At 64.7% G+C, this 25,666-nt stretch carries 27 protein-coding genes; 9 read left to right on the top strand and 18 right to left on the bottom strand.

Features of this window, described 5'->3' with window-relative positions:
• Positions 1 to 912 (bottom strand): DUF72 domain-containing protein, encoded by a 912-nt coding sequence (locus CFB41_RS32045; RefSeq protein WP_089459355.1) that lies wholly within the window; start codon positions 910 to 912, stop codon positions 1 to 3.
• A gap of 70 nt (positions 913 to 982) precedes the next feature.
• On the opposite strand from CFB41_RS32045, the gene CFB41_RS32040 reads away from it, so the two are divergent.
• A complete protein-coding gene (locus tag CFB41_RS32040; protein ID WP_089459354.1) occupies positions 983 to 1,171 on the top strand; it encodes a hypothetical protein in 189 nt (62 codons plus the stop codon).
• Between the two features lie 304 nt (positions 1,172 to 1,475).
• Here CFB41_RS32040 and CFB41_RS32035 read toward each other — a convergent pair whose 3' ends face one another.
• The gene (locus tag CFB41_RS32035) at positions 1,476 to 2,966 is read right to left on the bottom strand and encodes an ISNCY family transposase (RefSeq protein WP_089456609.1); all 1,491 of its coding nucleotides are present in this window, start codon (positions 2,964 to 2,966) and stop codon (positions 1,476 to 1,478) included.
• Positions 2,967 to 3,444: 478 nt separating this feature from the next.
• Entirely contained in the window at positions 3,445 to 4,566 is a 1,122-nt protein-coding gene (locus CFB41_RS32030) for a DUF2827 domain-containing protein (protein ID WP_089459353.1), read from the bottom strand.
• Positions 4,567 to 5,013: 447 nt separating this feature from the next.
• Here CFB41_RS32030 and CFB41_RS32025 point away from each other — a divergent pair, with 447 nt between their 5' ends.
• On the top strand, positions 5,014 to 5,334 hold the full coding sequence (locus tag CFB41_RS32025; protein WP_089444203.1) for a hypothetical protein: 321 nt from the start codon (positions 5,014 to 5,016) through the stop codon (positions 5,332 to 5,334).
• Between the two features lie 133 nt (positions 5,335 to 5,467).
• Here the strand turns inward: CFB41_RS32025 and CFB41_RS32020 are convergent, their stop codons facing one another.
• From CFB41_RS32020 to CFB41_RS38380, 3 genes are all read right to left on the bottom strand, one after another.
• On the bottom strand, positions 5,468 to 6,466 hold the full coding sequence (locus CFB41_RS32020; protein ID WP_089459731.1) for an ABC transporter substrate-binding protein: 999 nt from the start codon (positions 6,464 to 6,466) through the stop codon (positions 5,468 to 5,470).
• 46 nt (positions 6,467 to 6,512) lie between these two features.
• Positions 6,513 to 6,857, bottom strand: a complete 345-nt coding sequence (locus CFB41_RS32015) for a DUF3088 domain-containing protein (protein WP_089459352.1) — start codon at positions 6,855 to 6,857, stop codon at positions 6,513 to 6,515.
• 120 nt (positions 6,858 to 6,977) lie between these two features.
• Positions 6,978 to 7,397 carry a hypothetical protein gene (locus CFB41_RS38380; RefSeq protein WP_179250256.1) on the bottom strand — a complete coding sequence of 140 codons (420 nt, stop codon included), beginning with the start codon at positions 7,395 to 7,397 and terminating at the stop codon, positions 6,978 to 6,980.
• Here CFB41_RS38380 and CFB41_RS32005 point away from each other — a divergent pair.
• The 4 genes from CFB41_RS32005 (at position 7,341) to CFB41_RS31990 (ending at position 11,763) form a co-directional block, all read left to right on the top strand.
• Positions 7,341 to 8,525: a porin gene (locus CFB41_RS32005; RefSeq protein ID WP_089459350.1), complete on the top strand. Its 1,185-nt coding sequence runs from the start codon at positions 7,341 to 7,343 to the stop codon at positions 8,523 to 8,525. The two genes, CFB41_RS38380 and CFB41_RS32005, sit on opposite strands and share 57 nt — an antisense overlap.
• Before the next feature lie 140 nt (positions 8,526 to 8,665).
• A complete protein-coding gene (gene soxC, locus CFB41_RS32000) occupies positions 8,666 to 9,949 on the top strand; it encodes a sulfite dehydrogenase (RefSeq protein ID WP_089459349.1) in 1,284 nt (427 codons plus the stop codon).
• Positions 9,942 to 10,466 (top strand): c-type cytochrome, encoded by a 525-nt coding sequence (locus CFB41_RS31995; protein ID WP_089459348.1) that lies wholly within the window; start codon positions 9,942 to 9,944, stop codon positions 10,464 to 10,466. Before soxC ends, CFB41_RS31995 begins: the two co-directional genes overlap by 8 nt.
• A 109-nt stretch (positions 10,467 to 10,575) precedes the next feature.
• Positions 10,576 to 11,763 carry an LLM class flavin-dependent oxidoreductase gene (locus CFB41_RS31990; protein WP_089459347.1) on the top strand — a complete coding sequence of 396 codons (1,188 nt, stop codon included), beginning with the start codon at positions 10,576 to 10,578 and terminating at the stop codon, positions 11,761 to 11,763.
• A 2-nt stretch (positions 11,764 to 11,765) separates the two neighbouring features.
• Here CFB41_RS31990 and CFB41_RS31985 read toward each other — a convergent pair whose 3' ends face one another.
• The 8 genes from CFB41_RS31985 to CFB41_RS31955 form a co-directional block, all read right to left on the bottom strand.
• Entirely contained in the window at positions 11,766 to 13,127 is a 1,362-nt protein-coding gene (locus tag CFB41_RS31985) for an LLM class flavin-dependent oxidoreductase (RefSeq protein ID WP_089459346.1), read from the bottom strand.
• 40 nt (positions 13,128 to 13,167) lie between these two features.
• Positions 13,168 to 14,385, bottom strand: coding sequence for an acyl-CoA dehydrogenase family protein (locus CFB41_RS31980; protein WP_089459345.1), 1,218 nt, complete (start codon positions 14,383 to 14,385; stop codon positions 13,168 to 13,170).
• A gap of 167 nt (positions 14,386 to 14,552) precedes the next feature.
• The gene (locus tag CFB41_RS31975; RefSeq protein ID WP_089429657.1) at positions 14,553 to 15,440 is read right to left on the bottom strand and encodes an ABC transporter permease; all 888 of its coding nucleotides are present in this window, start codon (positions 15,438 to 15,440) and stop codon (positions 14,553 to 14,555) included.
• The gene (locus CFB41_RS31970; protein WP_089459344.1) at positions 15,437 to 16,423 is read right to left on the bottom strand and encodes an ABC transporter ATP-binding protein; all 987 of its coding nucleotides are present in this window, start codon (positions 16,421 to 16,423) and stop codon (positions 15,437 to 15,439) included. Before CFB41_RS31970 ends, CFB41_RS31975 begins: the two co-directional genes overlap by 4 nt.
• A 64-nt stretch (positions 16,424 to 16,487) precedes the next feature.
• On the bottom strand, positions 16,488 to 17,519 hold the full coding sequence (locus CFB41_RS31965; protein WP_089459343.1) for an ABC transporter substrate-binding protein: 1,032 nt from the start codon (positions 17,517 to 17,519) through the stop codon (positions 16,488 to 16,490).
• A gap of 49 nt (positions 17,520 to 17,568) precedes the next feature.
• A complete protein-coding gene (locus tag CFB41_RS31960; protein ID WP_089459342.1) occupies positions 17,569 to 18,498 on the bottom strand; it encodes a TauD/TfdA family dioxygenase in 930 nt (309 codons plus the stop codon).
• 172 nt (positions 18,499 to 18,670) lie between these two features.
• Positions 18,671 to 18,832: a hypothetical protein gene (locus CFB41_RS38375; protein ID WP_179250260.1), complete on the bottom strand. Its 162-nt coding sequence runs from the start codon at positions 18,830 to 18,832 to the stop codon at positions 18,671 to 18,673.
• A 503-nt stretch (positions 18,833 to 19,335) separates the two neighbouring features.
• Positions 19,336 to 20,274: a response regulator gene (locus CFB41_RS31955; RefSeq protein WP_089459341.1), complete on the bottom strand. Its 939-nt coding sequence runs from the start codon at positions 20,272 to 20,274 to the stop codon at positions 19,336 to 19,338.
• Positions 20,275 to 20,505: 231 nt separating this feature from the next.
• Here CFB41_RS31955 and CFB41_RS31950 point away from each other — a divergent pair, with 231 nt between their 5' ends.
• Positions 20,506 to 20,979, top strand: a complete 474-nt coding sequence (locus CFB41_RS31950; protein WP_089459340.1) for a thioesterase family protein — start codon at positions 20,506 to 20,508, stop codon at positions 20,977 to 20,979.
• A 13-nt stretch (positions 20,980 to 20,992) separates the two neighbouring features.
• Here the strand turns inward: CFB41_RS31950 and CFB41_RS31945 are convergent, their stop codons facing one another.
• The 3 genes from CFB41_RS31945 to CFB41_RS31935 form a co-directional block, all read right to left on the bottom strand.
• A complete protein-coding gene (locus CFB41_RS31945) occupies positions 20,993 to 22,435 on the bottom strand; it encodes a sensor histidine kinase (protein ID WP_089459339.1) in 1,443 nt (480 codons plus the stop codon).
• 492 nt (positions 22,436 to 22,927) lie between these two features.
• Entirely contained in the window at positions 22,928 to 23,140 is a 213-nt protein-coding gene (locus tag CFB41_RS31940) for a twin transmembrane helix small protein (RefSeq protein ID WP_006489184.1), read from the bottom strand.
• Positions 23,137 to 23,487 carry a hypothetical protein gene (locus CFB41_RS31935; RefSeq protein WP_089444220.1) on the bottom strand — a complete coding sequence of 117 codons (351 nt, stop codon included), beginning with the start codon at positions 23,485 to 23,487 and terminating at the stop codon, positions 23,137 to 23,139. The genes CFB41_RS31940 and CFB41_RS31935 overlap by 4 nt, the downstream gene beginning before the upstream one ends.
• A gap of 270 nt (positions 23,488 to 23,757) precedes the next feature.
• On the opposite strand from CFB41_RS31935, the gene CFB41_RS31930 reads away from it, so the two are divergent.
• Positions 23,758 to 24,516, top strand: a complete 759-nt coding sequence (locus CFB41_RS31930; RefSeq protein WP_089444189.1) for a YoaK family protein — start codon at positions 23,758 to 23,760, stop codon at positions 24,514 to 24,516.
• An 85-nt stretch (positions 24,517 to 24,601) separates the two neighbouring features.
• Positions 24,602 to 24,787, top strand: coding sequence for a ribbon-helix-helix protein, CopG family (locus tag CFB41_RS31925; RefSeq protein ID WP_021158209.1), 186 nt, complete (start codon positions 24,602 to 24,604; stop codon positions 24,785 to 24,787).
• 33 nt (positions 24,788 to 24,820) lie between these two features.
• Here CFB41_RS31925 and CFB41_RS31920 read toward each other — a convergent pair whose 3' ends face one another.
• Positions 24,821 to 25,657: a spermidine synthase gene (locus CFB41_RS31920; RefSeq protein ID WP_089444188.1), complete on the bottom strand. Its 837-nt coding sequence runs from the start codon at positions 25,655 to 25,657 to the stop codon at positions 24,821 to 24,823.
• Positions 25,658 to 25,666: the final 9 nt, after the last annotated feature.

Genomic DNA, 25,666 nt, shown 5'->3' with positions numbered 1-25,666 from the left:
TCATCCGGCCGCTGCCGCACGCGCATGCAGACCGAGGCGTTCCATCAGACGCTGCGCGTCGAACGGCGCCTTCGTTTTCGCGTCGTTGTCGAAGTAGCAGTACACGTCGCGCGTTCGCGTGCGCGGCGGCGACAGGTCCGGCGCCGCGAGATGCGCATTGCGGGGCTGTTCGCCGCGGCTCCACGATTCGATTCTGCGCGCCCACTGTTCGAGCGCGGCGTCCGAATATTCGCCTGAGTACTTCGTTTTCGTGCCGTGCAGGCGCATATAGACGAAGTCGGCGCTGAGATCTTCCAGCTGCGGCCACGGTTCGGTCGAATCAGAAACGACGAGCGCGACCTTGTGGCGGCGCAGCAGCTTCACGAATGCGGGATCGACGAAGCTCGCGTGGCGCACTTCGATCGCATGACGCAACGCGCGCGTTTCATCGACATGCACATAGGGTGTCCTGACCCGGCGATCGTGCTGCTTCGCGAGTGCGCGCGCGGCTTCGGTATCGTGCGGCAGCAGGATCAGAAAGTGGGCGATGTGCTCGGGGTCGAAGCGCAGCGACGGCGGAAATTGCCACAGGATGGGCCCGAGTTTGTCCTTCAGCGCGAGCAGTCCCTGAGCGAAGAAATTTGCACAGGCGACGGTGGCCGAGTCATCGCGAAAGCGCAGCATGTGCGTCAGATAGCGCGCCCCTTTCACGCTGAATGTAAAACCGGGCGGCGTTTCGTCGTACCAGTGCTGCCAGCTGCCCAGCGATTGCAGGCTGTAATGCGTGCCGTTGATTTCAATCGTCTGCATACGATTGGACGCGTATTGAAGCTCGTCGGCCTGCTTCAATCCCTTCGGATAGAACGTGCCGCGCCAGCCCTCGTAGCGCCAGCCCGATATGCCGATGTGGATGTCGCCTGAAGTGCTCGTCACGTCGCTCCTCGCCGGGTCGATCGAACCGTGACGTGGGGAGCAATGCCCGTGCCTGCGCGCGGGACGCGTTTTGCTTGCGGCGGGCGGCCTCGGCGGCTACGACGGCCCGTGGATGGTCGGCGTGCTCAAGGACGCGACACATTCGTATGCACCGGGCATGCTCGCGACGTCGGTGTCGCTCGCGCTGGCCGCGCTGTTGACGTGGGGCCTGGCGGTTTATACGCGACATGGTTCGTCCGGAGGGGCGAGTGGCGCGTAACCCGTATGCGGACGAGGCAAGCATGCACCGGCCTTGAATCGAGGGTGTTGCCGTTCTTTCCTGATGCTGGCGTTGACCAATAACCCTGCAAACATCAATTGAGCGGTAAGCTTTTCGCGTCAGCGTTTCCGCAGGATTTACTGCGATACTGTCCGCATTGACGCTTGGCGCACGCCCGAAGCGGACATTTGAACTTAGCTACTACAACGCATGTCGTAGCCATTTCAAGATGTCGGGGCGCCAGCCAGATAGAAATGTCGTGTTTTAAGGTTGGTTGGCTGCGTCTCTTTCCTCGTTTTGAGCGTTACGCAGTGTCGAAGGTCGGCGCCTGAACGGGCAGGGCGCTCACGTTCGTTTCTCCAGCTTTTGCAGACCGACGGCCAGGTTTGTTTGGCGGCTTTGCGGTTTGCCGACGGTGCGCCAGATCCACGATCACATGCTCGACGTCGGCCTGCGTGATCTCGCGTTGCTTCTTCTTGCCCGGTTCAGCCTCGTTTCGATTGGTCCGCGTCGCGTCGCCACGATGCGTTCGAGACGGGGCTTTACCGATTCGACTGTTATCGCGTTGCGCCTGGATCGTCTGCGCAACCTGGAGCACGTGACTCAGGCGCTTGTGTTCGACAACAGCAGCTTGATCGATCTCGGCCAGCCGGTCGTACTGTCTGCAAGGCAACACTCGACCCTCTGTTCGGAGTTCGATGCGCCCGTCCGGGTACTCCCACACCTCGATCGTTCGACCGATCAGCTTCCGATTCTCCGGCGTATCGTCCAGCAAATACATCACTCGGTCGTACTGCACCGTGAGAGATTTCGTGACTTTCCGCGGCTCGCGCCACGTCATCACCAAGTCGAGATTCTCTTCGGCGCGCAGCGATCGGTGTGCATTGAAGTCGCTCTTCGGCGGCTTTGCGAAGCGTGTGTTGTAGGCGGCCATGAAGGAGGGCGCGTAAGCGTTGGCGTCGGCCACCGTGTTGATCCCACGCAGCCGCATCTCTTTGACCAAGCGATCCTGCAACGTCAGATGTGCTCGCTCGACTCGCCCCTTGGCCGGACTGCTGTTTGCGCAAAACGTATCGATGTTCAGCTCGTACATCGCGCGGCCAAAGTGCGTCACCCGATTGCCAGCCTTGCCCGGCGTTGTATTGCGGAACACGCTGTACTTGTCGCTATAGAACGCCCCCGGTTTGCCGTGGCACTCGATATACGCTCGCGTCGCCTCGAAGTAGCTGAAGGTCGATTCGGTCTGCGTGAAGTGCAGCATCATCAACCGGCTCGTCGCATCGTCGACGTATACCAGCAGCGTGCACGCCGGCGCCCGTTCCTCGAACCACCGATGGTCGCTACCATCGATCTGGATCAGTTCACCCAGGCACGCCCGGCGCGCGCGTGGCTGATAGACCTTCGGCGGTCGTTGCCGGCGTGGCACCCACAAACCAGCTTCCGTCATCAGCCGCCGTACCGTTTCCTTGGCGAGCTGGATGCCGTGGCATTCCCGAAGCTTCTCGCACGCTAGTGTCGGCCCGAAATCGGCGTAGCGATCCCGGATGATCGTCAGGGCCCGCTGGGCCAACTCCGCATCCAGCCGCCGGTTGCCAGGACCGCCACGCTTGCGCGAGGTCAGGCCCACCGCGCCAGACTCCCGGTATCGAATCACCAGCCGTTCGATCTGCCGGACCGTCAGGCCCAGGCGTTCGGCCGCGCGGCCAGGCTTCACGCCCAAATCCACTACGGCCTGGATTACCTTCAGACGGTCGAGTTCTCTCATGTTCAATGTCACCAGTGCTGTTCGGTGCATCGCCGGCTCCATGATCTGACGTGGAGCCGGCAAGCTTACCGAGGTCCAAACGCGACATTTCTAAATGGCTAGAACACGACATTTCTAAAAAGCTACTACAACGCAAAAAATTGATCATAAGCATTATGTCAAATGAAGGATGCGAGGTCGCCACTCCCATCCGAAACATTGCTGCTCTCCACGACCTTCGGCACAATCGAAATCACTCGATCAAAATCACGGGGACAACCGGTTCGACCGGACCATCGACTCGTTGCATGCCGGCATCGCGATCTCGCAATACGCCCAAGGCCGCACTCAAGAAGTCCGCGCGCGTAATCGGCGATCGCGCGACGCATCGGTGCGAGTCAATATAGTTTCAAATATCTATCCAACCCACATCACCGAGTACAGGCGAATCGTCAACAAGTTGCTTCGATTCGACACGTACTCGCCTCAGTCAGCGATCTACTGATTTTCCTGGAGAAACGCCATGAAGTTAATCAAAAAGACCGATCAGCAGCCTGTCATATGATTCGATTTGCGTCGAATTTGTCGACAAGAATTTGCCAATAAATTCACGCTGTCGGTTCTTATACTCAACCCATTTCTCATCGTGCGAATCTATTGCCTGCCCGAGTTGCAGAGCGCCCTCCTCGACGTCCTGTGCGCTATAAAAATAGCCAAGTTCACGACAGAGGTGTGCATTATGAATCAATGCATACCCATTCCAGCACACATCAAAATAGAAGTAATTCAGTGCGAGCCCTGATTGATGGGATATTACGATGTCGGTGAATTCAGAAAGAAACTGCGGAGTGTTGTAATATCCGACAAAGCTGATTTTTGAATCTCTCACCAGGTCGAGGTGGTGCGCGATGCCAATAAATTCGGGGCTGTTTTTTGCAAGATGCTCCGTGTTCGTCGCGTGCACATAAGCTATCTTTTCGCCAAATTTCCGATAACCCAGTTCTGCAATCAGCAGCGGATAGAGGCAGAACTTCGTCACGTCGATATTCGGCTCCATGATGGAGAGACGCTTCGATTGCCCGGTTGGACGATACTCCCCGCGATGCGGAAGCGCTGCCGACCGCTCTTCGACGCACATCGGGTCCCAAACGAACGGGACTTCACGAACCGGCTGGCGCCGCAATACGCTGAAGTAGCTCGCGCTGGTATCGACAACTTGCGGGATGATCCACACCTGGTCATAACGTTGGTTGATGAATACCGTTTCCGCATGGCGTCGGCCAAAAATCATCGCCTGCATCATGTGCACGTATTCCGGCCCGCAGCAGTAGCTCACGACTTTTGTACCGCGTGCCTGCAGATACGCGGTTTGCTGCTGGTCGATTTGCCCCCCGAGTTCGATCAGCACATCCAGCGAGTCTTTCGCATCGTCGAACGAACGGATCGGATACTGCGTGGTATCCCACGGAAGTTCCGGTGTGATCTTGACGTTCGTGGTGTTGACGAGGGTGACCTGATGGCCAAGAGGCGAGTGTTGAAAGAGCTTCATCAGATACAAAGCGTTCTGCTTGATGCCGTTGACCCAGAGACTCTCTGCCGCGTGGTGAAGGCCAATTGTGATACCGATTCTGAGTGAGCGTGCCAAACTCATGGGAGGTTCTCCAGGGTGCCCATCCGATAAAGAGTTAGATCATAGCGCTGCACTCGTCTCGAGCTGTCAAGAACTGTCAAAATCCGGCATGCGGCTCGGCACGGTTGACCCTGCCTCGTTTTCACGTACGGCATCCCATACAGCGGCGCGCAGGGTTTCGTATTCGAGGAAGTGCGGTTGTCGGTTGACGTGTATGTGCTGTCGATTGAAATCGCCTCGGATCCAGTCGACGATGTCCGGGGGGCCTGAACGCGAAAATGCGCGCCTACCCGGGACATTTGTTAAATAGCTTGAGCGACCGCCAACGTACGAATGATTTGCCGTACTATCCGCCCGTCATCCTGGCTGATGTCGAATGCGGTCGACCGACCTTGGGCAACGGCCACGGTTTTTCAACTTCGGGAGCTCGAGCCGGGCGCCGATTTCATTTGAACGCCAGGACCGATCATGTTCCAGTCCCCCGGAGATTCATTCGTCAACGGTTCGTTGCTGGGCTTGTGCGTCGAGGTTCCGCTTGCCGCGATCGTGTCGCTGGCGATGCACGGCGTGGACTGGAACGGGCCGCGCATCGCGATGCTCATCGCCACGCCGGTGCTGGTCGCGTGCATCACCCTGCTGACGCGCCCCGTCGCATTCAGCACGGTATGGAAGCACAAGCGCTCGCCGTTCGTGCTCGACGACAATTTACGCGCATCGATTTACGGCCGGCTGTGCGGGATTGCGATCGGCGTCGTGTTCGGCATCATGGTCGCGACGACGTTCGCCTGACCCGGTCGACCGGATCTCGAGACGAGCCTCACTGCAGGCGTGATGCCGGGTTCGCGCGCGGTAAACAGCGCCTTCGAAAGCACGTGTTCACCCGCATCCCCCACTCACACGGCCGCCTTCTCATTGCCCCCGATCACGTCGCCGCGACCAGCGCGTTGAACGACGTATCCCACAGCGGCGCGACATTGGCCGGCCCATCCAGCACACCGATCCGCGCGAATACATCTGCGACCTGCTGATGCTGCGCCACCACGTCGGGCGTCACCGGCAGCAGTGCGTAGTCTTCGCTGCGCTGGTCGAACATCGCGACGAGATCGGCAACCGGCACGCGCGTCTCGCGGTTCTGCACGAGCGCATAGTCGCCGAAATGCGCGTTCGCCCATGCATACGCGCGTCGAAACCGCAGCAGCAGATCGCCCGTCGCCGCGCGACGACGCGCATCGTCGAGCGTGCGCGGGTTCGCATAGACCGGAAAGTTGCCCGACAGATAGCCCTTCCCCGTCCTCAGCACGCGCGCACCGTAGCGATTGCGCGCGAGCTGGCCGTTGTAGCCGTAGATCGCCCATGCGTCGATGTCGCCGCGATCGTATGCGGACAAGCCATCGGTTGGCGACAGGTTGATCGGCTGGATATCGTCGAAGCTCAGGCCGGCCTCCGCGAGCTGGCGATACAGGAAGTAGTGCGACGTCGTCGCACGCACGTACCCGACACGCTTGCCCTTCAGGTCCGCGATGCTGCGGATCGGCGTGTCCTTGCGCGCGAGCGTGACCTGGTTGTTCAGGTCTTCGCGCACGCGGGTGATGAGCCGCACGTTGGCCTTCTGTCGCGCGGCGAACACGGCCGGAATTTCGCTACCCGAACCGATGTCGAGCGCATCCGCGTTGAGCGCCTCGATGTGCAGCACGCCGTTGTTCAGCTCGCGCCAGTCGATCCGGTACGGTGTGTCGGCCAGCCCGGCCGCCTGCAACAGCGCGCGCCAGCCGCCCTTGTAGGTTGCGACGCGCAGCGTGGTGCCGGCGAAATCGGTGTTGACCGCGGGCGTGGCGAACGCGGCCTTCGCGGCCCATGGCGCCGCCGCCAACGCGGCACCGCCAAGCAGCAAACGGCGACGTGCCGCCGAAATTGACGACATCGGATGCTCCTGTCGGTCGATCAAACGGGAAGTGAAAAGCGCTGCGTCAATGCAGCACCGGAAATCCGTGGCGCTCGGCCAGCAGTTCGAGGATGCGGCGCGCGTCGGTGACGAAGCGCACTTCGCCGAGCGTCTGTGCGTCGTCCGGCGCCGGCTGGTCACGGCCGAGCACGAGGACCGGCAGCCCCTGGTGCGCATCGTCGAGCGCGTCGATCACCGCGTGCCGCGGCCGCTCGAAGCCGACACGTTTCACGTCGATTCGACTCGCGCGATCGGGCGCGCTCGCGAGCAGCCCCTCGATCGACAGTCCATGCGGGCAGACGAAGCGCTGGCCCGGATGCTTCGGATCGGCAAAGCCCGGTTCCAGCAGAAACAGCACATCGCGACTCATGACAGACAGCTCCCGTGTTCGTTGTTGAGCCGGGACGAATGCGCGTGGGCGCCCTTCCGTTCCCGGAGCATGCCGGCCCGAGGCCGGATGCCCGACTCTACCGGCATGCGTCGCATGGCCCTACCAACGTTTTGCGGAATCGATATGCGGCCGCGCGTAGCGCATCGGGCGTCCGCCGCCCAGCGGGCGTTGCGTAAAAACATCGCGCGCCGGGCCGCAGGTAGTGCGCACATCGAACGATTTCAGCGATCGATATGACGGCGCCCGCGTGTATCCGGTGCCCGACGTTCGCCGTTCGCGCGATACGTTCGCCGCAGCATGGGTGCCGGACGCGATCGCGGCGCACATGCAGGGCTTGCGGCAACGCATATTGCAAATCGGCCGCGCAGCGATTTGCAAACCACGGATCGACCGTTCGCCGGCACCGCCGTCATCAATAGGATCGTGATCCTCGCAGATGTACCCATAAAAAAGAGGATAGTCATGATCAAAAAATCGGTAGTCCTGGGTTTGGTTTCGATCGGTTCGGTCAGCGCGCATGCGCAGAGTTCGGTCACGTTGTACGGCGTCGTCGATGCCGGGTTCGCTTATACGAACAATCAGGGTGGCGCGAGCAACATCCAGCAGACGAGCGGCAAGCTGAGCGGCAGCCGCTGGGGCCTGAAAGGCGTGGAAGATCTCGGTGGCGGCGTGCAGGCGGTCTTCACGCTCGAAAGCGGGTTCCGGCCGAGCGACGGCGGGCTCGGCCAGGGCGGCCGCCTGTTCGGCCGCTCCGCATACGTGGGCCTCGCCAGCAAGGGGCTCGGCACGCTGACCTTCGGCCGCCAGTACGAGCCGATCACCGACCTCGTTGCGCAGTACTCGGGGTCCGGCTTCTGGTCGCCGGCCACGCACGTGGGCGACAACGACAACATGAACCAGAGCTTCCGGCTGAACAACGCAGTGAAGTTCCGCAGCGACACGATCGCCGGCTTCACGGCCGACCTGCTCTATGCGTTCAGCAACCAGGCCAACGGTGGCGCGGGCACCGGGTTCTCGAACAACAACGCGTGGGGCGCGTCGGCGAACTACGTGAACGGCCCGTTGTCGGTGGGCGCCGGCTATGTCCGCATCAATCATCCGAATTCGACGTCGAATACGAGCGGCGCGGTGGGCGGTGCGACCTCCACCACCGGCAACGACTACAGCGGCGGATTCTTCTACGGGCTGAACGGCGGCGTGCTGAAGCAGCAGATCGGCGTGGTCGGCGCGAACTACGCGCTTGGCCCGGCGACGCTGGGCTTCGCGTGGAGCCACACGCAGCTCGACTATCTCGACGGCTCGTCGCGCAAGTTCAACAACTACGACGCGAACGCGCGTTACCAGATCACGCCGGCCGCCACGCTGATCGGTGTCTACACGTTCACCGACGGGCGCGCGAGCGGCCTGCCGGGCACCGGCGGCCAGACGCTGAAGCCGCGCTGGCACCAGTTCACGCTCGGGTTCGACTATGCGTTGTCGAAGCGCACGGATATCTACCTGTCCGGCATCTACCAGCTCGCGGCCGGCGATGCGAGCACGGCAACGTCGGGCGGCTATCGCAAGATCGCGGCGATCTCGAACATCGGGAGTGCTTCGTCGACGAACCGCCAGGTCGCGTTCGTCAGCGGGCTGCGCGTGAAGTTCTGACGGCGCGCTTCGGGCGCATCGGGCGCGGTGCAGCGTGGTGCGATAAGCAAAGCGGGAATCGTTGTTTGTCGCACCGGTTTCGGTTGCCGAGAATGGGCGTTTCCCCGCGCGCTGCCCCGGCGCATGATACGCGTTCGACCATGACCGACTCCCGTTTCCCGCCCCATCCACCGCGCAGCGGCCGGCGCGCGGCACTGCGCCGGCTGGCCGGCGGCTGGGCGGCAGCGATGCTGCCTGCCGGCGGCGCGCTGGCGAGCCAGCCGCCCGCACCACTCTCTCCGCTCTCTCCGCTCGACGTGCCGCCCTGGACCCGCGGCCCGGGTGCGCCGCTACTGTCACCGCCCTACGGCATGCCGGGGCCGCACGAACGCGACGTGATCCGCCGCAGCGCCCGCACGCCGGCATTGCCCGGCTCGGGCTCGTCGATGACGCCGCTCGCCGACCTGTTCGGCGACATCACGCCGAACGGCCTCGTCTACGAGCGTCATCATGCGGGCGTGCCGGAGATCGATGCGCAGCGTCATCGCATCGTCGTGCACGGCCTCGTGCGCGAGCCGCGCGTGTTCACGATCGACGACCTGCTGCGCTTTCCGTCGGAGTCGCGGATTCATTTCCTCGAATGCTCGGGCAACACCGGCAGCGAATGGAACGGCCCGAGCGGGCTGCCCGTTCAGTTCACGCACGGGCTGCTGTCGTGCTGCGAATGGACGGGCGTCCGGCTGTCGACGCTGCTCGACGAAACCGGCATCGATCCGGACGCACGCTGGCTGCTCGCCGAAGGCGCCGACGGCGCGGCGATGACACGCAGCCTGCCGCTGGACCGGATCCTCGAGCGCGCGCTCGTCGTCTATGCGCAGAACGGCGAACGGCTGCGCCCCGAGAACGGCTATCCGGTACGGCTGATCGTGCCGGGATTCGAAGGCAACACGAACATCAAGTGGCTGCGGCGGCTGAAGCTGGTGCGCGCGCCGGAGATGACGCGCGAGGAAACGTCGAAATACACGAACCTGCTGCCTGACGGCTGCGCGCGCCAGTTCGTGTTCGAGATGGATGCGAAGTCGGTCATCACGCGGCCGTCGGCCGGCCATCGGCTCGCCGCGCACGGCTATTACCCGATCGGCGGCTACGCGTGGTCGGGACGCGGCCGGATTCGCGCGGTCGACGTCTCGGCCGACGGCGGCCGCACCTGGCGGCCCGCGCGGCTCGCGGGCGACGTGCGCGATCGCGCACTGACGCGCTTCGAAGCCGACTGGATCTGGAACGGCGAGCCCGCCGACCTGCAAAGCCGCGCCACCGACGACACCGGGTACGTGCAGCCGACCCGCGAGGCGCTCGTCGCCGTGCGCGGCGTCAATTCGCAGTACCACTACAACGGCATCCAGAACTGGCGCGTCGGCGCGGACGGCGAGGTGCGTAATGCGTAAACCGCTTGCCTGCCTGCTCGCCGCATCCCTGCTGGTTCCGAGCGCATTCGGCGCGGGCTACGGTCTCGGCCAGCCGGTCGACCGCGCGGCGCTCGCGGCGTGGGACATCGACGTCGCGCCCGACGGCAGCGGCCTGCCGCCCGGCTCGGGCACGGTCGCGCGCGGCGCTCACGTGTTCGCGGACAAATGCGCGATGTGCCACGGCGCCGGCGGCGAAGGCGGCGTCGGCGATCCGCTCGTCGGCGGCATCGGCTCGCTCGCGAGCGCCAAGCCGAAAAAGACGGTCGGCAGCTACTGGCCGTATGCGACGACGCTGTTCGACTACATCCGCCGCGCGATGCCGTACAACGCGCCGCAATCGTTGAGCGCGGACGAAGTCTATGCGGTCACCGCGTATGTGCTCCATCTGAACGGCATCGTGCCCGGCGATGCACGGCTCGACGCGCGCACGCTGCCACGCGTGCGGATGCCGAACCGCGACGGGTTCGTGCCCGATCCGAGGCCCGGCACGCTATGACGCGACTCGAACCGCCCGCACGCACATCGTGCATGACACCGGGGCGATTCGCCGCCGCACGTGCCGCGCGTGGTCGTCCAGGCCCTGTCCAACCCGCAAGGAAGCTTTCATGAGCGACACGTCCCTCGCCGCTCCGGTCGCGCCGTCGCCGTTCGTCGACGTCTGCTCGCCGGCGGATTTCCCCGACAGCCCGGTGTCGCGCGTCCTCGCGCAGCCGCTGATGCTCGGGCTGTTCCTGCCGATCCAGGCCGGCGGCTGGAGCGCGTCGACGCTGCCGCGCACGACCGACTGGACCTTCGACTACAACGCCGACCTGGTCGCGCGCGCGGAGGCACTCGGCTTCGATCTCGTGTTCGCGCTGTCGCAGTGGCTGCCGAAAGGCGGTTACGGCGGCGTGTTCGACGGCCACGCGCTCGACTCGTTCATGACGCTGGCCGCGCTGACCGCGCGTACCGAACGGATCATCCTCGTCGCGACGAGCCACGTGCTCTACGGGCCATGGCATCCACTGCATTTCGCGAAATTCACCGCGACGCTCGATCACATCTCGCGCGGGCGCTGGGGCATCAACGTCGTGACCGGCCACCGCGCAATCGAGCACGAGATGTTCGGCTGGAATAGGATCGAACACGACCGGCGCTATGAAATGGCCGCCGAATTTCTCGACGCGGTCCAACAGTTGTGGGCGCAACCGGACAATTTCAGCTACACGCCGGCGCTGTCGAGCTGGCGGCTGGGCGGCGCATTCGTGACGCCGAAGCCGCGCTACGGCCGCCCGCTGCTGATCAACGCGACGGGGTCCGACGCGGGCATCGACTTCGCGGCACGCTATTCGGACATCGTATTCGTCACGAGCCCGGCCGGCCCCGACGCCGAACGCGCAATCGACGCACTGCCCGCCCATACCGCGCGTGTGAAGGCGGCCGCCGCGGCCCGCGGCCGGGCGATCCGCACGCTGCTCAACCCGCTCGTGATCTGCCGCGAAACGGCGGCCGAAGCGCGCGCGTACCGCGACGCAATCGTCGCGCATGCGGATGAAGGCAGCTTTCATCGCTTCGACAGCGATGCGCATGCGTGGCGCGGCGGCTTCGACCAGCGCTCGCAGGCAGCCGCGCGCGCGATCGGCGGCAATATCTCGATCACGGGCTCGCCCGAGGAAGTCGCCGATACGATCGTGCGGCTGCATCGCGCGGGCATCGACGGCATCCAGCTGAGCTTCTACGACTTCAAGCCCGATCTCGACTTCTTCGGCGAGCGCGTGCTTCCGCTGCTGCGCGACGCTGGCTTGCGGCGCTGACGTCAGGCAGCCGTTTCGGTACGGGCGGTGGTGTCGTGGCGTACGGGCCGCCGCAGCCCCAGATGCTCGCGCAGCGTATGGCCCGCATAGTCGCGGCGAAACAGCCCGCGGCGGCGCAACTCGGGCAGCACCAGCGCGATGAAATCGTCGAGGCCGCCGGGCAACGTCGGCGCCATCACGTTGTAGCCGTCCGCGCCGTAACGCACGAAGCGCTCTTCGAGCTGGTCGACGATCTGTTCCGGCGTGCCGACGAGCTGCCAGTGGCCGCGCGCGCCGGCGACACGCAAATAGAGTTCGCGGATCGTCAGGTTTTCGCGGCGCGCGAGCTCGATCGTCAGTGCCTGCCGGCTCTTGCTGGCGTTCGTCTCCGGCAACGGCGGAATCGGACCGTCGAGCGGATACGCGGACAGGTCGAACCCGCCGGTGAGGCCGGAGACGAGTGCGAGCCCGACCGTCGGGTCGATCAACGACTGCAACGCGTCGAATTTCTCCTTCGCTTCGCTTTCGGTACGCCCCACCACCGGGAACACGCCCGGCATGATCTTCAGCGAATCGGGATCGCGGCCGAACGCCGCGAGCTGGCCCTTCACGTCCGCATAAAACGCGACCGCGTCGTCGAGCGTCTGCTGCGCGGTGAAGATCACCTCGGCCGTGCGCGCGGCCAGCCGCGTACCGGCTGGCGACGAACCGGCCTGCACGACGACCGGGTGCCCCTGCGGCGGTCGCGCGACATTCAAGGGCCCGCGCACCTGGAAGAAGCGGCCGCGATGGTCGAGCACGTGGCGCTTGCTGGGATCGAAGAAGCGGCCCGCTGCGCGATCGCGCACGAACGCATCGTCGTCCCAGCTATCCCAGAGGCCACGCACGACATCCGCGAACTCCTCCGCACGCGCATAGCGTTCGGCGTGATCGAAATGCGCGTCGCGATTGAAATTGCGCGCCTCGTGCTCACTCGACGACGTGACGAGGTTCCAGCCCGCTCGACCGCCGCTGATGTGGTCGAGCGAGGCGAACTTGCGTGCGATGTGGAACGGCTCGTTGAAACTCGTCGACGCGGTGCCGACGAGGCCGATCCGCTCGGTGACGGCCGCGAGCGCCGACAGCAGCGTCAGCGGCTCGAATTGTGCGATGTAGCTGTGCGCGGTGCGGCTCAGGAACTCGACGTCGTCGCCGCGCGTGCCCACGCCGTCGGCAAGGAACACGAGATCGAACTTCGCGGCCTCGGCCGCCTGGGCAAGCCGCACGTAGTGGCGAAAATCGACGCCCGCGTCGGCCTGCGAACCGGGGTGGCGCCATGCGGCGATGTGATGGCCGGTCGGGTACAGGAATGCGCCGAGATGCAGGTGTCCGGGGCGGGTCGTCATCGGGAAGGGTTTCCGAAAAGGAGGGCCGCGCGCGGCCAGGTCAGAACACGCGGCCTTCGGTCAGGTGTGTCGTCACGCCGTTCAGCTCGTAGTCGCCGATCACGCGCGCCTTGTGCAACAGCGGGTTGTGGCTGAAGATCGTGCGCAGGTTGCGCCAGTGCCGGTCGAGGTTGTGTTCGCGCGCCGTCGCCGATGCGCCGCCGACTTCGAACAGCCGCTCCGCCGCATGCAGCGCCAGCTTGCTGACGATGAGCTGCGTGCGTGCCGTGGCGAGCGCGCTGTCGAGCACCAGCGCATGCGCATCGGCGTCACCGGCTTCGATCGCGTCGGCGGAACGGTCGAGCGCCCGCGCGTTTTCACGGACGAGCGCATCGATTGCATGACTGTGGGCGGACAGCTCGCCGACGACCTGCTGGATGAAATGATCGTCGCGCGCGGTCGGCGCCGGGCTGTGCAGCACCGGGCGGCCGTGCGCGAGCACGTAGCGGCGCGCATCGGCAACCACGTTGCGCACGATGCCCGCACCCGTCGCGACGAGATGCAGCTGCCGCAGCGCGCCGCAATGGCGGCCGACGAGCGTCGAGCCGTCGCGTGCGGCCACTTCATCCGCGAACACCTGCACGTCGTTCAGCAGCAGGCTGCCGCTCGCGGTCATGCGCTGGCCCATGCCGTCCCAGTCGTCGAGTACCTGCACGCCATCCCGCGCGACCGGAATGATCACGGCGACCGCGTCACCGTGCTCGTTCTCCACGTTGATGCGCGCGAAATCGGCAAACGCGGTGCCGGTCGAATAGTATTTGCGGCCCGTCACGCGATAGTGATCGCCGTCCCGGCGCAACACCGTGGTGTTTTCGCCGGGCCGCGACGTGCCGCGCTCGGTCGACGCGCCGCCGAAGATCGCGCCGGCCAGCGCCCGCTCGAGCTGCACGTCGTTGAACGGTGTGCGCGGCGACAGCCGCAGCGTCTCGATCTGGTCGTAGTGGATCCGCAGCGCGTGCGCGAGATTCGAATCGGCGGCGGCCAGCGTCGCGATCGTGTCGAACAGGTCGACCAGCGTGCCGCCGAGGCCGCCGCGCTCCACCGGAATCCGCAGCACGCCCAGCGCCGAGCGGCGGAAGACCGCAAACCCCTCGAACGGCAGTTCGCGACGCGCCTCGCGTTGCGCGGCATCCTGCCCGATCGCGTTCGCGAGATCGGGTAGCGCGGCAAGCGCGTCGCGCAACGCGTCGCGCGGATCGACGGCATCACGGGCAGTCATTCGGCAGGTCCTTGTTCGGGAAGATCGGGCGCTGCGCAGCGCGATCGCGGCATGTGCGAACCGCCGCGTGCGCAGCACCGCAAAGTATAGGGACGCACCCGGCGCGCGTGAAAAGCCGATTTCAGCTTACGTTATGCAGGCGCCTGGAATTGCCGCGTGCGGTGACATCAGTGCTGGATGCCCCAGCGCCGTACGGTCACGCGTTCGAGCGTGTCGAACACGAGATTCTCGACGAGCAGGCCGATCACGATGACGGCCGCGAGGCCGGCGAACACGCGATCCGTATACAACTCGTTGCGGTTCTGGAAGATGTACCAGCCGAGGCCGCCCTGGCCCGCGCTCGCGCCGAATACCAGCTCGGCCGCGATCAGCGTTCGCCACGCAAATGCCCAGCCGACGCGCAGGCCCGACAGGATCGACGGCAGCGCGGCCGGCACGAGGATCAGCGCGATCTGGCGCAGGCCCGTGAGGCCGTAGTTGCGCCCCGCCATCTTCAGCGTGGCCGGCACGCCCGCGAAGCCCGTATACATGCTGAGCGCGAGCGGCCACAGCACCGCGTGCACGAGCACGAACAGCAGGCTGCCGGTGCCGAGCCCGAACCACAGCAGCGCGATCGGCAGCAACGCGATCGACGGCAGCGGATTGAACATCGACGTCAGCATCGCCAGCAGGTCGCGGCCGATGCGCGTCGATACCGCGAGCGATGTCAGCGCAAATGCAAAGAACACGCCCAGTGCGTAGCCGCGCAGCAACACGGACAGCGAGATGCCCGTCTTCACCAGCAGTTCGCCCGACTCGATGCCCTGCACGAACGCGGCCAGCGTCGCGCCGAAGGTCGGCACGAGAAGATCGTTCGCGACGATGCGCGCGACGATCTCCCATGCGGCAATCAGCACGAGTGCGATGACGCTGCGCCGAAACCATCCCGCCCCGGCGACGCGACGCCACAGCGGCGCCGGCACGGCACGTTCGGCGTCGGGCAGCGTGTCGAGCGTGCGTTCGTATTCGGCGCGCACGGGCGGCAGCGGCGGCAGGGCCGGATCGATCGTGCTCATGATGCGGCTTCCTCCGTCGTCGGGGCGTGGGTCGTGTCGGTATCGAACAGCAGGCGATGGATCCGCGCGACGTTGTCGCGGAAGTCGCCGGTGTCGACGTTGTCGAGCGAATGCTCGTGGCTGTTGAGCTCCGCACGCACGCGGCCCGGATGCGGCGACAGCAGCAGGATCCGGTTGCCGACGACGAGCGCTTCCTCGATCGAATGCGTGACGAACAGCAGCGTGAAACGGAATTCGTCCCACAGGCGCAGCAGTTCCTCCTGCATCTTGCGGCGCGTCAACGCATCGAGCGCGGCGAACGGCTCGTCCATCAGCAGCACGCGCGGCTGCATCGCCAGTGCGCGCGCGATCGCGACGCGCTGCTTCATGCCGCCCGACAGCGTGTGCGGGTAGGCTTCGGCGAACCCGCTCAACCCGACCTTGTCGAGATAATGCAGCGCGCGCGCCCGCGCTTCGGCGCGCGACAACCTTGCGGCGGCGCGCAACGGAAACGCGACGTTTTCGACGACCGTCTTCCACGGCGGCAACTGGTCGAATTCCTGGAACACCACGACGCGGTCAGGGCCCGGCCCGCGCACCGGCCGGCCGTCGAGCGCGATCGAACCCGATACGGGCTCGATGAAGCCGGCAATCGCCTTCAGCAGCGTCGACTTTCCGCATCCCGACGGGCCGAGCAGCACGAAGCGGTCGCTGCCGTACACGTCGAAGCTGACCTGGTGGGTCGCGCGCACGATCCGCGCGCCGCTGCGGTATTCGAGGTTCACGCGGTCGATGGCGAGCAGGCGTTCACTGTGCGCGCCGGCCTGCGCGGCATCCGGCGCGGGCCGGCCGGCGACTTGCGCGTCGGGCTCGGGGTGGCCGGGCGCCGCGCCGCCGCGTGTCGCATACGGCGGCAGCCAGGTTCGGGGAGAAGTGGCGTTCACGATCGAATCTCTTGCGGGGAAAGCATCAGCATGCGGCCAGCCCTTTCGCGGGCCAACCATCGATTGCCCATATCGAAACCGCACCGACGCATAAGCGTCGATCGCGGCGTCGAAGCGGCTCCGCTCAACTGCCGCCGGCCGTCGCCGGATCGTCGAAGAAATAGTCGCGCCACGACTTCGGTTCGTTGCGGATCGCACCGGTGCGGTGCATGAACTGCGCGAGCGCGAGCGTGTTCTGCGGCGCGGTCTTGAACTGCACTTGCGGATTGCGCAGGATCTTCAGCAGCAGCGCGCGATCGATCTTCGATGCGTTCACGCGGATATAGGTATCGGCCGCGCGCTCGGGATCGGCCGCGATCTGGCGCGCGGCTTCGGCCAGCGCGGCAACGAATGCGCGATAGGTCTTCGGGTTGTCGTCGCGGAATTTCTCGGTGGCATACAGCACCGTCGCGGAGCTCGGGCCGCCGAGCACGTCATAGGAATTCAGCACGATGTGCGCATTCGGGTTACCGGCGAGTTCCTGCTCCTGAAACGGCGGATTGCCGAAGTGGCCGGTAATCACGCTGCTGTTCGCCAGAATGGCCGCCGTTGCGTCCGGATGCGGAATCGCCTGCGTGAGCGCGTCGAGCTTGTCGAACTGCTTGTCGCCCCACTGCTTCGCGGCCGCGTATTGCAGCACGCGCGACTGCACCGACACACCGACCGCCGGCACCGCGATGCGGTCCTTCGTGCTCAGGTCGGCGATCGTCTTCACGTTCGGGTTGCTGCTGACGAGGTAGTACGGGAAATTGCCGAGCGACGCGACGCCCTTCACGTTCTGCCGGCCGCGCGTGCGGTCCCACACGGTCAGCAGCGGCCCGACGCCCGCGCCCGCGATGTCGACCGCGCCGGACAGCAGCGCGTCGTTCACGGCCGCGCCGCCCGACAGCCGGACCCAGTCGACCTTGATGTCGAGGCCGGCCTTGCGCCCTTCCTTTTCGATCAACTGCTGGTCGCGCGCGACGTTCAGCATCAGGTAGACGACGCCGAACTGCTCGGCGATGCGGATGCGGCCTTCCGCGTGTGCGGCTTGCGGGGCGAGTGCGCCGGCGAACGCGAGCGCTGCGGTCAGTGCGGCCGCCAGCGCGCGGCGCGCCGGCAAAAACGAAAACGGCATCGGAACTCCAGTCAGGATGGGGCGGATGATTGACGCGGCGGAACGCGGCTCAGAAAGGCGCGTCGCCTTCGATCGTCGTGCGGTACAGCTTGCGGCGCAGATGGTCGGGCGTGCCGGCGGCGAGATGCATCAGCGAACGGTTGTCCCAGAACACGAGATCGTGCTCGCGCCACTGGTGCCGGTACACATGCTCGGCACGCACGCTGTGGGCGAACAACTCGTCGAGCAGCGCGCGGCTTTCGTCGTCGGGCAGCCCGACGATGCGCGTCGTGAAATGCTCGCTGACGAACAGCGCCTTGCGGCCCGTTTCCGGATGCGTGCGCACGACCGGATGCACGACCGCGGCAACCTGCGCGATCTGCTCGGGCGACAGGTTCGGCCGCCACGGGCTGCGCGCCTGCAGCTCCGCATAGCGCGCGAGATACGTATGCTCGGCGCGCCGCCCTTCCACCGCGCGGCGCAGATGGGCCGGCAGCGTGTCCCACGCGAGATGCATGTTCGCGAACAGCGTGTCGCCGCCTTCGGCCGGCAGTTCCTGCGCGTGCAGGAGCGAGCCGAGGCTCGGCTTCTCCTTGTACGACAGGTCGGAGTGCCAGAAATGGCCCGCATCGCCGAGCCCGATCGGCTTGCCGTTCTCGACGACGTTCGACACGATCAGCACCTCCGGGTGGCCGGCGAGCGCGAACTGGTGCAGCACGTGGATCTGCAGCGGGCCGAAGCGGCGGCTGAACGCGATGTGCTCGTCCGGCGTGATGCGCTGGTCGCGAAACACCAGCACGTGATGGTCGAGATGCGCGCGATGAATGCGCGCGAAGTCGCCGGCGTCGAGCGGTTGCGACAGGTCGAGGCCGACCACTTCGGCACCGAGCGGCGCATCGAACGGCACGATGTCGAAATGCTGCGCCGCAACGCGCGGCCGCGACGCGGGCGGATGCCCGTCGGAAAGCGATGCGTCGTCGCGGATGGCGGTAGTCGTCACGGCACGGCCCCCTGATTCGGTCAAAACGCGAATCTACGAGTGCGTGCCGGACCGCGTCAACGAAGCGATTCCGATACGTTTATCTGCTGCGCTGATAAAGATCGCTGCTCCCGCATACGGCGTTGCAGCGGGCGGCGGTCTCTCGTGCGGAAACGGCCGGTCGCAGCGGCCGTCACGATTCTGTCGACGGGGCCGGTACATGCACGGCGCCTTCCGGATACCGGATGTCGATCAGCCCGCTCTTGTCGCGGATGCGTAGCGGCGGAACGGCTTCCACGCTCGCGCGGTCGATGCCTTCGCACACGGCCAGGTTCGTGTTGGTCCGGTAGTACACGCGCTGGTCGTCAACCGCGAAGGCCCAGTTCAGGAAGCGCAGGCTTCTGGGGTCGATTCCCGGCAGATTTCGATTTCAGTTCGATTGCCGCATTTCGGCACGTATTAATGGCGGTGGGTGTCTGAGGGCGTCCATTTGAATACATGACGCGCCCGGCGGACGCAATGCGGCGAACGCTCTAAATCGATGCGCCGTGAAAACGAGCTTTAACGAGCCAATCGGAAATTTTCGGGATCGTTTGCCGCTTCAGCTTTTGTGAAGCGTGATGACAAAATCAGATCGAGAACCGATCGATATTGGAAGCGTGTGCAGACCGTTGGTCAACGGTCTGCACTGAACGGATGTGCCGTCTATTGGAATATTGGGCGGCCCTCGGAACAAGCTGCTATTGAAACAAAATCCCGCGCCGCTGATAACTGACAACATTGACAGGGATTGTTCCAATTCGAGTGGCTACCGAGCCGACGACAGCACCGCCCATCTGGAAATCAGCGAATGATCCTTTACGCGTGACGCCATTTTGCCAATGTAGGCAGTTCGCGCTCGGTGACCGGATCATCCAGCCGGAGCCAGCTATAAAACGTGCCGTGCCATCCCGGAACCGGAAGCGGGGCCGTGCAGCGAATGTCCGCGAGGCCCGGCCGATAGGCCTGAAACGGCCAGAATAGCGGCATGATGCGGCGCGCTTCCATGTCCTGGCGCAATTCGGCCGGTCCGCCCGCGTCGGACACGATATCGCAGTGGAACGCCCAGTCCTCTTCGCTCCAGGCGAGAAATACACTGGGCGCGCCGGCGGCATCGAACATCAGCACCGCGTCCTGATTGGGGCGCCAGTAGTATTCGACGATGCCTTCCCGCGCGGCCAACTCATCGATCAGTTGGACGATGCGTGGATCCCGGTAGGTCGCCCCCGCTTCATGCAGGCTGATGTGCCCGCGGGCCGCGCAGCACTTGCGTTTCGCGTCGTCCAGCGCGGTTGCCAGCTTGCGGGCCATCTCGACGTCGGTTTTCTTCAGATAGCAATCGATCAGTCCCGCGTTGAACGCGGCCACCGCCGCGCGCTCGTCGGCGATGCCGGTGAGCAGGATTTTCGTGCAGTTCGCGTTGCGGATGGAGGTCAGGAACTGGATGCCGTCGACCTCCGGCATCGAATAGTCGACGACCACCGCGCCCACCGTCTCGAATCGGGCAGGATCGGCAAGCGCATCCTCGCCGATCGCATTCCCGCCGGTTTTCTCCGCGCCGAAATAGTCCGCAGCCGTGGGGGGCATCTCCGCGTCACGCGACGACACGAAGTCGAGCGCCGCCCGCGGGTGCGTAAAAAAGTGGTTCAGGCGTTCGTCCGGAAATGCGCCCCGCAGCGCCTGCAGGAAATCCGGATTGTCGTCGACAAATACCACGGACACGGGGTAAAGCACCGGCTGCCTGACGAAGGGTTGCATAAGAGTCTCGATAAATCAGCAGAAAAAGAGGCGGTATCGGGGGCGATTTGCCGCGAATGATTATTGCGGCAATTATCCGGCGAAAGTAGGACGCACATCAACTGCTCGTCATCCGCTCATTCGTCATATTACGAGCGCGCCGCTCGGCAGAATTGCACGGGGAGAATCGGGCCATTCCTTCTCGTTGAAGGAATGCGCCGCTACCGCCAGTAGCGATTCAAGGAGTTATTCATGTTGACGCGAGACGCGATTCTTCACGTCCTTTCCAACGAAACGGCCCATCTTTCCGAGAAAACCTTCCACCATGTGATGGACATTTACCTCAAGGATTCCAATGCCTTCATGAATACCTATTTCGCACGCTATTTCGAATGGCAGGGCGTGTGCCGTGAGCGCTGGTTTCACGAATGCATCCACGACAACCTGATGGGGGCCGGCGGCGCATTCGTGACGAAGCGTGCGCATCAGGAATACGTCCACGAGACGTTTCCGTTCCAGCGCGTCGATTGCTTTCTCAATACGTTCGAGGTTCGGCAATGCTCGGCCTATCTGCTGTTCCGCTTCTACGTGGACGGGCGGCAGGTGTCGCTGGGGTATCAGCAGATCGTGTTTGCCGGTTCGGACAAGCGGATCCGCCGGTTTCCGCCGGGCATCATCGAGCGGGTCAAGGCGTATGAGCTGATCCTGCCGTCCAGCGCGAACTGAATGTGAGACCGCCCTACCCGACGCGATAGCGCGGGGGGAGCGCCGGCGGACCGTTCAATGTCGGGTCCGCCGGCGCGCCGGGCTCCGGCAGCCGAATCGTGAACGTGGTCCGCACGCCGGGGACGGATTCGCACGTGATCGTGCCACCGAGCGCTTCACACGCGCGGCGGCAAAAGCTCAGGCCCATGCCGGCGCCGCGGCCGTGCGACTTGGTCGAGAAAAAGGCGTCGAAGATTTGAGGGAGCACATCGGGGGCGATGCCCGGCCCCGTATCGCTGAAACGCACGACGCAATAACCGTTGCTGCGATGCGCGTCGATCTCGATCTGCCCACGGCCGTTTGCGTGGATCGCGTACAGCGCGTTTTTCAGCAGATTGAAGATGACGAAGATCACGAGCGAGTCGGAGCCGAAAAACCGGATGTCCGTATCGATCGCGTCGACCGATACGCGGTCCCGCTCACCCGGACGGAACGGAAAGCGATCCACGGCGGCGTCGACACAGGCCCGTATCGGATAGGCCGCGAAGCTGTGGCGATCGAGTCGGTCCAGCGTAAAGGACGCCAGCGACATCTCGACCACCGTGCTGGTGGTGTCGACCTGGCGCCGGATCGACGACGCGAGCGTCGGTAGCCGCTCCAGTTGCCCGGGATACAAACCGTCGGCGCACAACCGGTGCTCCACCGCCAGCCGATAGCCGCGCACCAGCACCGGCAGGACCGAGCGCAGCTCGTCCGCGTGCAGGCCGATCGCCGCGAGCGGCGTGGCCACTTCGTGCGCGACCGTCGCGGCCAGCAGATAGGGGCCCATCAGCCCGTAGCGGACGATCGACGTCGCGAGTATCCCGAGACTGATCGCGATAAACAGCACCCCGACCGGATAGAAGTCGACGCCGTAGTTCACCGCATAGTCGGTCGCCGCGAGCGAGTAGAGGCCCAGGCTGACGAGGCATTGCGTGAGCAACTGCCGGACGTCTCGCGCCCGCCCCTGACGTCTCGCCTCGATCAGGAGCCAACCGCTGCGGCAGACCAGGAGTACCGTCTGCGCGACGTGCAACGGATGCAGCGGGCCCGCCTTGGGATACGGGCCAAAGAAATGCGGGCGGAATCCATCGACGACCGCATTGCTGGTGACCAGCAGCACGGCCAGCAGGACGCAGAGTCCGTAGGACGCGAATATGAACGGCCGCTCGTCCCGACGCGATACGACTTCCGTCACGAAATGATAGAAGGTCGTCGGCAGAAACAGGATGAACAGATAGCCGGCCTTGACCAACACGTTGGCGACGTCCGCGTCGGTCGTCTGGAACAGGAAGGCCCACGTTCCCTGCCAGACGAAGGTCGTCGCGCACATCAGGACGAACGGGACGGAGACCCGCGTGAGCCCCTTGGTCGCCAGCACGTAGAGGCCAAACCCGAGAAACAACGCGGATACGAACGCAGGCAAGATCGAGTACATATGCGTGAATCCAGCATGTTGACGGGTCGCGCACCACTGAACTGTCCTGGCCGGTGCCGTTCGCGAGAGTAGCACGCCGAGCCAGGCGTGCGAGCGCGGCGGGTTTGTCCACCGGGCTGCCGCGCATCACGACTGTTGCGCGCGCGGTGCCGAGTGCCGGGTAGCGTTGACCAGAATGAAATTGTCGCGGTTTGCGAAGCAAGGTTGTCACTTCGGCGTTCAATGTTGGCCGGAAGGTGCGAAGGCCTCGTGAGTTCATGCGGCTGCGCGTCGCGAATGCACGTTGTCACTGGCCGTGGTCTCGCGAAGCCCCGTATCGACTCCCCTGCGCTGCCGTTGCCGCGTGGGCAGCTTCTGTCGCGCGTCGTGCGAACCCTGATTTTGGGTCACGCATCCCCGTGGTCACGATAAGTTTTCTTATCACAATAGCGCCATTGAAGATCGGAACTCGCATTTGCGCAAACGCCCCGCATGCAACGGGGCGTTCGCGTTTCAGCGCCCGATCGGCAACCCGGTCGGCTCGATCCAGCCCAGCTTGTAAGCGATCAGCAGCGACAGGAACAGCGTGACCGACAGCCCGACGCGCGCTGCCAGCGACCATGCCATCCGCTTGGACTTGCCGCGATCGTGATTCATGAAATACAGCGCGAAGATCAGGCTCGCGATGATCATCGCGAATGCCACGGAAACCAGCAGAGTTTTCATTGGTGATGCCCTTGAAGATCGGAATCGGCCTGAATCAGTTCGGCCAGTTTGTGCCGCTCGTCGGCGAGCGCGCCGACGCCCGACGCCGGCCAGTCCAGCGCGACGCCGTTGCCCAGCGAATCGCGCACGAGCGCCTGGTAGCGCCGGTCGTTGATCCGGCCGTGGTCCATCGTCTCCGAGATCTCGCGCCGGAACGGCAGCGGGAAACTCGCGTACGCGCGCGACAGCGCCGCATATTGTCTCGCATCGATCTCTTTCGACGATGGTATGACAGTCCAGATCACCACAGCCACGATGGCCGTGAACGGGATCGCCGTATAGCGAAGAATGAACTTGATCGGGGTCATGAAACGGTGGGCAGAAGTGATCGCGAATGCGCGCGGCGCGCCCATACGGTAGCGAAACCGCAATCGGGCCGCAGTCAGGCCGCGCCGGACGACATTGTACTGAAAGCCCTATTCGACTAACAGAGTATGATAATGGCATTATCATGTTCGTCACATGATTCGAGAGACCCGGCACCGGTGCGCAGGCGGCGTGCCCGCCCTGCCGTCCGGTGCCGGTCGTCATGTCCATGCCCGCGACCCGCGGCGATTGAGCGAAGCCCCTGAGCCCCTATGCCAGCGCAGTACTTTCGAAACCTGACGGGAAAACACCGCAGCGCGACCGCGAACCGTCAGCTCGGGTTCTCGCTGGCGTTCGTCGCCGGCGCGGCCAATGCCGGCGGCTTCCTCGCGGTCAAGCAATACACGTCGCACATGAGCGGCATCGTGTCGGCGATCGCCGACCAGGCGGCGCTCGGCGACGTGCGGCTCGCGCTGGCCGGCATCAGCTCGCTGGGGTCGTTCCTGATCGGCGCCAGTTGCTCGGCGATCCTCGTCAACTGGGGCCGCCGTCGCGGCCTGCACAGCCAGTACATGCTGCCGCTGCTGGTCGAGGCCGCGCTGCTGCTCCTGTTCGGGCTGCTCGGCAGCCACCTCGCGCTGTGGGAAACCTTCTTCGTACCGGTGACCGTGACGCTGCTGTGCTTCATCATGGGGCTGCAGAATGCGACGATCACGAAACTGTCGGGCGCGGAGATCCGCACGACGCACATGACCGGCATCGTGACCGACCTCGGCATCGAGCTCGGGAAGCTGTTCTACTGGAACCGGTCGGCGGTCGACGTCGACGCGCATGCGGTCATCGCCAACCGCTCGAAACTGCGGATTCACGCGACGATGCTCGCGTCGTTCTTCATCGGCGGCCTGGCCGGCGCGATCGGCTTCAAGCATGTCGGCTACGTGTCGACCGTGCCGCTTGCCGCGGTGCTCGTCACGCTCGCGATCGTGCCGGTGATCGACGACCTGCTCGTATTGCTCCGGAGCAGGCGCTGAGCGCACCGGGAGCGCGCTTTCGGCGGCGGCGCCGAAGGCGGATCGATTATAATTTGATTAACATACCGACCACCCTCGCCTCGCAATGGAAACGAAAACCGCCCGCCTGACCGTCCTGATCGACCCCGCGAAAAAGGAAGCCTTCGAGATGCTCTGCGCGGAGCAGGATCTCACGCCGTCGCAAGTCGTGCGGCAACTGATCCGCGAGTATCTCGACCGCCACGGCGTGACGTACAAGACCAAGAGCGCGCTCGGCAAGCGCGTGAAGTAACGGCCGGCCGGACAGGCCGCGCCTGCCTGCAGGCTACGCGCCGATCTCCCATCGCCCGTGCGGCTGCGCACGCATTACCAGCCGCTGCGGGTCGACGCTCTCCCCGGCCTTCATCCGCCTCGCCGTGGCCGCCAGCTTGAGTTCGCCGGCCCGCGCACACGCAAGGGCGCGTTCGAGCAGGATCCGCAGCGACGGCAGCCGGCTGCCCCCCTTCCATGCGAACGCGATGAAGTTGTTGTCGTCGCCGCACGGCGCCAGCGTGTACGACGCGCCGAATACGGCGCGCAACTGCTCGAGATGCTCGGGCAGCGCGGGATCGTCGTCCATGAAGTTGATTGCCAGCACGCCGTTTTCGCTCAGGCGCGCGTGACAGGCGGCGAGGAACGCGGCGCCCGTACAGCGGCCCCGCATGCCGTCGGCGACGAACGCGTCGTGCAGGATCACGTCCGTCCGGACATCCGCCCTTGCCAGATGATCCGCGCCGTCGGCGCACACCACCGTGAACCGGCCGTCATCAGCGGGAATCCTGAAAACGTCACGCAGCGCGATCACGTCCGGGTTGATCTCGACCGCGTCGATCGTCGCGCCGGGCAGGTGCCGGTAGCAGTACTTCGCCAGCGAACCGCCTCCGAGCCCGAGCATGCAGATGTGCGCGGGCTCGGGCTGTAGCAGCAGAAAGCCCATCATCACGCGCGTATAGCCGAGCTCGAGCCGGCCCGGATCCCGGAGCGACATGAAGCTCTGCGTGCCGAAATGGTCGAAGTGCAGTGAAAGCGCGTGCTGCGTCTCCAGCACGAACGGCCGGCCGTCGTTCAGCGGCGTCGCCAGGAACCTGACGAACGCGTCGTAGGAAATTCGATCCTCGGCCATGAACGGGCT

The organism is Burkholderia sp. AU33803, from assembly GCF_002223095.1.
Lineage (GTDB): Bacteria > Pseudomonadota > Gammaproteobacteria > Burkholderiales > Burkholderiaceae > Burkholderia.
This window is presented reverse-complemented; position numbering and strand designations above follow the sequence as displayed.